Origin of the sequence: Leucobacter chromiireducens, from assembly GCF_003917135.1 — a bacterium.
GTDB lineage: Bacteria > Actinomycetota > Actinomycetes > Actinomycetales > Microbacteriaceae > Leucobacter > Leucobacter chromiireducens_A.
This window is the reverse complement of record NZ_RPDI01000054.1, coordinates 1-6,226: the sequence shown is the minus strand read 5'-3', so window position 1 is coordinate 6,226 and position 6,226 is coordinate 1. Positions and strand designations below refer to the sequence as shown.

Below are 6,226 nucleotides of genomic sequence, written 5' to 3'. Positions count from 1 at the left end.
TACACCACTACCGGGGACTTGACCGCGCTCAGACCGCCACTCACCCGCCCTGCACTCTAGTGTTTCTCCAAGATCATGCTTATTCCTGGCAGGAATAAGCATGAATTCACGGAGTTTCTCCCTACACGACTGGCATTAGAGGGCAACCGCGTCCCGCGTTCCGTGACATCGGCGACAATCAGCATATGGAAGACGCATTCACAGCAGCCCTCAGGCAGATCATTCGAGATGAAGTTGACGCAGCGCTTCGAGCCCACCTCGGAAAACCGACAGCAGCCAGCGAGTCAGTACCCAAGGGATTCCGCCCACAGGTTCGAATGGAGCTCATTGAGGAGCTGCGCAGGCTCAACAACGCGGCGGACATCGTGTTTGCCGATGACGCAGCACGGTACCTGGGCATTTCTCGGCACAAACTCGACGAGATGAGGAAATCCGGGACGGGACCCTCGGTGTACATGTTCTTCACTCGCGTCGCTTACAAGCGCGAGGTCCTCGAACGGTACAAGACATATCGCGATGGGTCACCCGCGACGCCAGTCCCCCAAAGCGACCGCCACTCGATGAACCAGCCAATTCCGCGCCTCAACAAGAAGAAGAGGGCCGCCCAATAGCAGCTGTGAGCTCAACACCACCAGCCATGACGGTTGTCCCCGGAAAACACAACCGGCAAGCTCACCAGAGACCTACATAGCATTGGTGCAACTGCGCACTCGGCCACCCCGCCCACCGTTTACGCTTGCTCGATGGACGACGCAATCACTCGAGCAATACGAGCAATCATCCGCGAAGAAATCGCAGCCATCGCGCCCGCCTGGACCAAAACAAGAGTCACCACAACCCCACGTGTCGAGCTGCCGCTTCGCGCGGGAGAGGTAGAACGCCACTACCCAGTTGCTGAGGTGGCTAGGTTGCTCGGCATGTCTCGCGTCTGGGTGTACGAGCGATTGAAGGACGGGACATTCGTCACTGCGAACTTCGGGGACGGCAAATCCAAGAAACGAATCCCCGCCTCATCAATCAACGAGTTCATCGCAACTCACACTTACTCTCTCAGTTCCGGTTAGTAGCGGCGTACAAGATCCCGCNGTTCCGGTTAGTAGCGGCGTACAAGATCCCGCATGGTGCGCTCATCATGTACTGGATCCGTGAGGACCGAGGGATCCACATTTCGGGATCGTGTTCGCAGCGGCCGTCGTTGACGCGCAGACTGGGCGGATGAACGAAAGGGGCCTAATACCACCCAGCGCTCCCCTGTGCCCGTACTGCGATAGCCCGGTGATGATCCCATAGGCGGGATGGTGGGAATGCTCACGGTGTAACGGGGGGGGGGAGGTTAGACACAGGATTAAGTCAATGGGCGGGACTGAGTTAACTACCGCCGGTAGACAAAGACAAAGCCCCGCTGCTCAACTGAGCAGCGGGGCTTTGGAAGTCGATCAGATGCCGAGATCCGACAAGCGGCCAGCTGCGGACCGCAGCGCTTCGTTCGGAGCAGGCGGGTTCTCAATAAGGTCTCGAACCTGGCTCACCTGTTCCGGGGTGAGCTGAAGCATTTTTCCCTCGAGAATCACATTTCGGGCACGGTTCATGGCCGCATCAATGACAAATGCAGTCCGATCAAGGCCCTGCATCTCAGCAGCCTGGTCAATCAGGTCACGGGCATCTTCCGATACGCGCATATTAATTCGCGCTGTCGCGGTACTCATTATTTTCTCCTGTCCACGTGCGCCCATTGTACGCACACACACATGCGAAACGTCAATCTGAAAAAGCGTCTTGCAGTGTTTTGGTAGGTAACATCAAACTCAGATCGTCATCAACAAAACGCACAAAACCAAACCGCTCGTAGAAAAGTGCGGCCCGTTCGTGCAGAGCGTGCACGACAACCATTTCAATACCAATCTCACGCGACACTCGTGTACAAGCTCGCAGTGCGTGCCCAAGTAGCACCTCACCAGCACCCCTTCCTGCCACGGAGTTACACCGCGCAAGCCGTGCAAGCAGAACACAAGGAATGGGGTAGCGGGGACGCCGCCCATCACCGAAGACAGCCCCAAGCTCATCCCCTACTAGTCGGTATGAGCTCTGCGAGTAGTAGCCGAGAACCCGCGGGTCGTCGCCGTCAACGAGAACCCGGGTGAGCGTATTGTTGCTGCGACCGCTCTGGGAGGCCTGAGTCTTCAGCCAAGTATCGAGATCATCTTCGCCACAACCAAACGGTGACCTATCATGCTTCTTCGCCAGGGTCTCAATTTGCCACACGAACCCAAAGTACATGCAACCACACCAAGATTGCACTTCGTGTAGCACCCAAGCAGCGCCACTACCCAATGTCCGAAGTCGCTCGACTCCTCGGCATGTCCCGGGCCTGGGTGTACGATCGCCTGAACGATGGCACGCTCGTTTCTGCGAACTTCGGGAAGGACAAGTCAAAGAAGCGGATCCCTGCCTCATCGATCAACGAGTTCATTGCAACTCACACTTACTCACTCGGTGCCGGCAAGTAGTTGCGTGCAAGATCCCGGATGGTGCGCTCATCATGTACTGGATACGCGAGGACTGAGGTTATCCACATCACGGCATCGTGACCTCCGTGGCCGGCATCGACGCGCAGGCTTGGCGGATGGACGACAGCGACCTCATCCCACCCAACGCCCCCCCCATGCCCCCACTGCGACAGCCCAGTGATGGTCCCCTGGGCGTCATGGTGGGAATGCCCCAGATGCGACCGGGCCAGGCTGGAAAATGGGGCAACCCATTTTGGATAGCATGGCCCCATGCCGGACATTCCAGATTTCTTTTTTGTCTGGCTACATTTCGTGGCATTCATTCCGGGGAGCCACATCATGATGACGGGAATCTCTCTGCGAAGACCCGATATCCGCAAGCTCGGCAGTCGGTGGCTCTTGATCCCGCTCATATTTGTGCTCTTGGAGCTCATCCTGGGCCAATTCGTTAGCCACAAGGCAACCTTTGAAACGGTTGCGACCATCTTTTCTCTCGCGAATGCGATCTATTTCTTGTTCAAAGCGTTCAAATCCTCTGAAGACCTAAGTGGGCCAAAAGAAATTGGAATCGCTGTAACTAACTCCATCGTTTGCCTACTATCACTCATCGTCTTCGCGCTTTTCTGTTTCCCCGAAGGTCCGCCGGAGGGATACTTTCCGTCACTTGAGTGAGCTCACCGAGCTAGACTTGCGTTACTCGGAAACGACTAAAAGGCCCCCTGCAGCGTCCCGAAGGACACCACAGGGGGCACGTTTCAGCTAATCATTCGACCGACGAAGTCCAGCTTCAAGCCCGCGATTCGGTCCACCATCTTTCCTCCACAGCATGCCTGAGCTCGCTCCCGCAGCCTCGGCAAACGCTCGAATATCGAAGTTCGGGTCATCATCCGCAAGTGCTTGCCCGGTCACCCAGATGACATTCATTCGAATGCGATCGGTTTCCTCGTCGGAGAGCTGAGCACCACCTTTGCGGTCACGCGTGCGAGAATGTCGTGATCCATCCAGGCGGGAGTGCGCGTCGGACCAGTCCTGCTCCTTGATCTCGTCCGCAAGCCGCTGGGCCATCGTACTGAGCTTCTTCATTGTGCCTCCTATTGGCAAAACCTCTACCTCACCCCTACGGTGAGAGCAATAGGTTACGCGATAATCGGCACCCCGACAAGGTGACGCAGGCCAGGTTGAGTGCAGGGGTTCCTAAATTTGGCCTAGCTTCTCGCACGGCGTTGCGCATAGGCCTGTTCTTCTGCGTATCCGTCGATTCGTTGGTCAGCAACAACCTGACCACGCGTAGAAGCAATTGCGCCCTGCTGCACAATCAGCCTCCCAACGCGAACACGGTCTTCTCGGCAGCGATCCGGCCGACTTCCGCTTCAGACATCCCCCGAGTCGGGTGCACTTCCACATTCACCGACGCCCCAGAACCCGAACCACCAGCACGACTAGCAGCCAGCTTCAAAACGTCCTGCATACCCAAACGGTCCCCCGTCTCCAACCAGATCTGCCGGTTCCGCTCCCGCTGATCAGGCTTGCCAGAGATGAACGCTTCCCACACCGTCTCCGGCTCAGCGAACCTCGTAATCGGAGGCCCACCCGCATAGATCCCCGTCTGCAACCCGCCACCATTTGCGAACTCGAACAAGTTCCCGTTCGCAGAATTCGGAGCCTTCAACGGGATACGAGTTTCCTCAACGGTGGTCCGCATGTAGATTTCGGCAGTACGCCCCTGAGCGATCTTGTCCATCCACTGATCCATAATCGACAGCTTCTGGACCGCATCATCAGCCCCGTTCAGGACGATATCTGTGACCTTCTGCGGCGAGATCAGATCGAGCTCCGCGACATACGCAGCCGCCGCATCAGCGGACTCAAAGTAGGGCGCCAGGATATCTACGAGACGCTGTCGCCCTTCCTCGAGCTTCTCGTTCATCGCTTCATGACTGCCAGTGGCCTGAAAGACCCCGGCTGCAGCCCGGTTCGCGCCCTCAGCAACAGCGTCCAGCGCCTCTTCGTTCGCGCGGCCGGCAGCCGTGAGGATGTCGAAGTTGTTGCCGTTCTCAGCAAGGAGCTCGCTCAAGGACTGGTACGAATCCTCGAGGCGACGATTCGCCTCGCGCATGTCGAACGCTTCCGTGTTGAAGCCGCGCACTTCATCCGCGAGCGCGGCAATCTCATCGCTTGTCTTTGCCGCAACACCGGCAAGCTCCTCGAGCGAAGCAGCCTGATCCTCAGCGGATCCTACCGCATCCCCAGCTGCGGCACTCCCCTGACCTGTTGCTTCCGTGAGCTCCTGCTGCCTGGTCTTCGCTTCAGCAAGGACCTTATTGCTCCCATCGAGGGCGTACCCGACATCAGATAGGTCGTCAGACCAGCCCTTCCAATCCGTGTTCTCGAGCCGGAATTCCGCATCGTGCTTGAACTTGTCCAGCCGACCATTCACGACCTCAAGTGCATCCGCGTTACCAAGCCACGCCTGCGTCATGTCACTCGCAGAGATCCCCAAACGCTTCGCCGCGGACAGTACGCCCTGCTGCTGCAGTTCGTTCGCGGCCCACGCTTCGGAATTCTCCGTGATCGCCCCAGTCGCCCCGTCCAAGGTGTCCGCAAGCGCCTTCGCCTGATTGCTGAGGCGGTTCTGCTCCGAAACGAGGACACCAACGACAGCTGCGGCTGCACTCACACCAACGACCCACGGGTTCCCGAGCACACCAGTGACTCGGCTCACTCCATCAAGCACCCTGGTCGATGTCACTTCCAGAGTTTCCAGCGCCACCTTGAACGCGGCAATCTTGGGAACCGCAGCCATCATCACGCCGCCCCCAAGCAGCACACTCGCAGACGCCACAGCACCCCAAGCAGCAACGGCACCCATTGGCCCGTCAAGACCCTGCAAAAGACTCGCGAACATGCCAACACCGTCGGCCGCGAACTCGATAGCCGGCAGCAAATGCTCTCCGAACGAGATCGCCAGATCCACAGCCTGGTTCCTCGCAACCCCCAGCTTGGACGCTGTGGTCTCATAGCGCTTGTTCGCCTCGTCAACGAGCGCGGCGTTCTCCTCGAAGGCGCTGTTACCCATCTGCATCGCCGACGAGAACTGATCAGCAGCTGAAGCCGAACGCAGGAGCGCATCACGCATTCGCACCTCAGTGATGCCAAGCTCTTCAAGCACCCCAAACGTGGACTTCCCCTGAGCCTCAGCATTCGCCAAACCACTCACGAACGCAGCGAGCGCCTCACCAGGATCAGAGCGCCACTTAGCCGCGAACTGGTCAGCCGAGATACCAGCAACCGACGCGAACTTCTCGAGCCGGTCACCACCCTTGTCAACCGACGACGCGATATCGATCATGACCTTCGACATCGCAGAGCCGCCGGCTTCAGCCTCAATACCAACCGAAGACAGCGCCGTGGACAGGCCAAGAACCTGCCCCTCCGACATCCCAATCTGCGCGCCAGCACCAGAAAGGCGCTGCGCCATCGACAGAATCTCTGCCTCTGTGGTCGCGTAGTTGTTACCCAGCTCAACGAGTGCAGCGCCGAGGTTTGACACCTGGGACTGCGAAGTGCCCATCACGTTCACAAACCGAGCCAGCTGCGTTGCAGCTTCTTCTGCGGTGAGGTTCGTCGTCTCCCCAAGATCGATCATCGTCTTCGTGAACGCCACCACGTTCGGAGTCGCAATGCCAAGCTGACCAGGTCAAGTCCCCGGTAGTGGTGTA

The 6,226-nt window shown here is 58.2% G+C and carries 8 protein-coding genes; 4 read left to right on the top strand and 4 right to left on the bottom strand.

Annotation, left to right across the window (positions count from 1 at the left end):
- Window positions 1–185 precede the first annotated feature (185 nt).
- Together EGM46_RS14175 and EGM46_RS14170 are read left to right on the top strand one after the other, a co-directional pair.
- Window positions 186–611: a hypothetical protein gene (locus EGM46_RS14175; RefSeq protein WP_125100776.1), complete on the top strand. Its 426-nt coding sequence runs from the start codon at window positions 186–188 to the stop codon at window positions 609–611.
- A gap of 132 nt (window positions 612–743) precedes the next feature.
- Window positions 744–1,064 carry a helix-turn-helix domain-containing protein gene (locus EGM46_RS14170; protein WP_125100775.1) on the top strand — a complete coding sequence of 107 codons (321 nt, stop codon included), beginning with the start codon at window positions 744–746 and terminating at the stop codon, window positions 1,062–1,064.
- Between the two features lie 372 nt (window positions 1,065–1,436).
- On the opposite strand, the gene EGM46_RS14165 is transcribed toward EGM46_RS14170, so the two are convergent.
- Together EGM46_RS14165 and EGM46_RS14160 are read right to left on the bottom strand one after the other, a co-directional pair.
- Entirely contained in the window at window positions 1,437–1,706 is a 270-nt protein-coding gene (locus tag EGM46_RS14165; RefSeq protein ID WP_164512921.1) for a DUF1778 domain-containing protein, read from the bottom strand.
- 52 nt (window positions 1,707–1,758) lie between these two features.
- The gene (locus EGM46_RS14160) at window positions 1,759–2,262 is read right to left on the bottom strand and encodes a GNAT family N-acetyltransferase (protein ID WP_125100773.1); all 504 of its coding nucleotides are present in this window, start codon (window positions 2,260–2,262) and stop codon (window positions 1,759–1,761) included.
- Window positions 2,263–2,330: 68 nt separating this feature from the next.
- Between EGM46_RS14160 and EGM46_RS14155 the strand changes: the two genes are divergently transcribed.
- Window positions 2,331–2,507 carry a helix-turn-helix domain-containing protein gene (locus tag EGM46_RS14155; RefSeq protein ID WP_125100772.1) on the top strand — a complete coding sequence of 59 codons (177 nt, stop codon included), beginning with the start codon at window positions 2,331–2,333 and terminating at the stop codon, window positions 2,505–2,507.
- A gap of 270 nt (window positions 2,508–2,777) precedes the next feature.
- On the top strand, window positions 2,778–3,179 hold the full coding sequence (locus tag EGM46_RS14150) for a hypothetical protein (protein ID WP_125100771.1): 402 nt from the start codon (window positions 2,778–2,780) through the stop codon (window positions 3,177–3,179).
- 87 nt (window positions 3,180–3,266) lie between these two features.
- Here EGM46_RS14150 and EGM46_RS14145 read toward each other — a convergent pair whose 3' ends face one another.
- Together EGM46_RS14145 and EGM46_RS14140 are read right to left on the bottom strand one after the other, a co-directional pair.
- Entirely contained in the window at window positions 3,267–3,590 is a 324-nt protein-coding gene (locus EGM46_RS14145; protein ID WP_125100770.1) for a hypothetical protein, read from the bottom strand.
- A 232-nt stretch (window positions 3,591–3,822) separates the two neighbouring features.
- Window positions 3,823–6,189 (bottom strand): phage tail tape measure protein, encoded by a 2,367-nt coding sequence (locus EGM46_RS14140; protein ID WP_277425227.1) that lies wholly within the window; start codon window positions 6,187–6,189, stop codon window positions 3,823–3,825.
- Between the last annotated feature and the right edge of the window lie 37 nt (window positions 6,190–6,226).

Coding starts and splice junctions, on each gene's coding strand:
- EGM46_RS14175 (WP_125100776.1), top strand. CDS start 186: ATGGAAGACGCATTCACAGCAGCCCTCAGGCAGATCATTCGAGATGAA.
- EGM46_RS14170 (WP_125100775.1), top strand. CDS start 744: ATGGACGACGCAATCACTCGAGCAATACGAGCAATCATCCGCGAAGAA.
- EGM46_RS14165 (WP_164512921.1), bottom strand. CDS start 1,706: ATGAGTACCGCGACAGCGCGAATTAATATGCGCGTATCGGAAGATGCC.
- EGM46_RS14155 (WP_125100772.1), top strand. CDS start 2,331: ATGTCCGAAGTCGCTCGACTCCTCGGCATGTCCCGGGCCTGGGTGTAC.
- EGM46_RS14150 (WP_125100771.1), top strand. CDS start 2,778: ATGCCGGACATTCCAGATTTCTTTTTTGTCTGGCTACATTTCGTGGCA.
- EGM46_RS14145 (WP_125100770.1), bottom strand. CDS start 3,590: ATGAAGAAGCTCAGTACGATGGCCCAGCGGCTTGCGGACGAGATCAAG.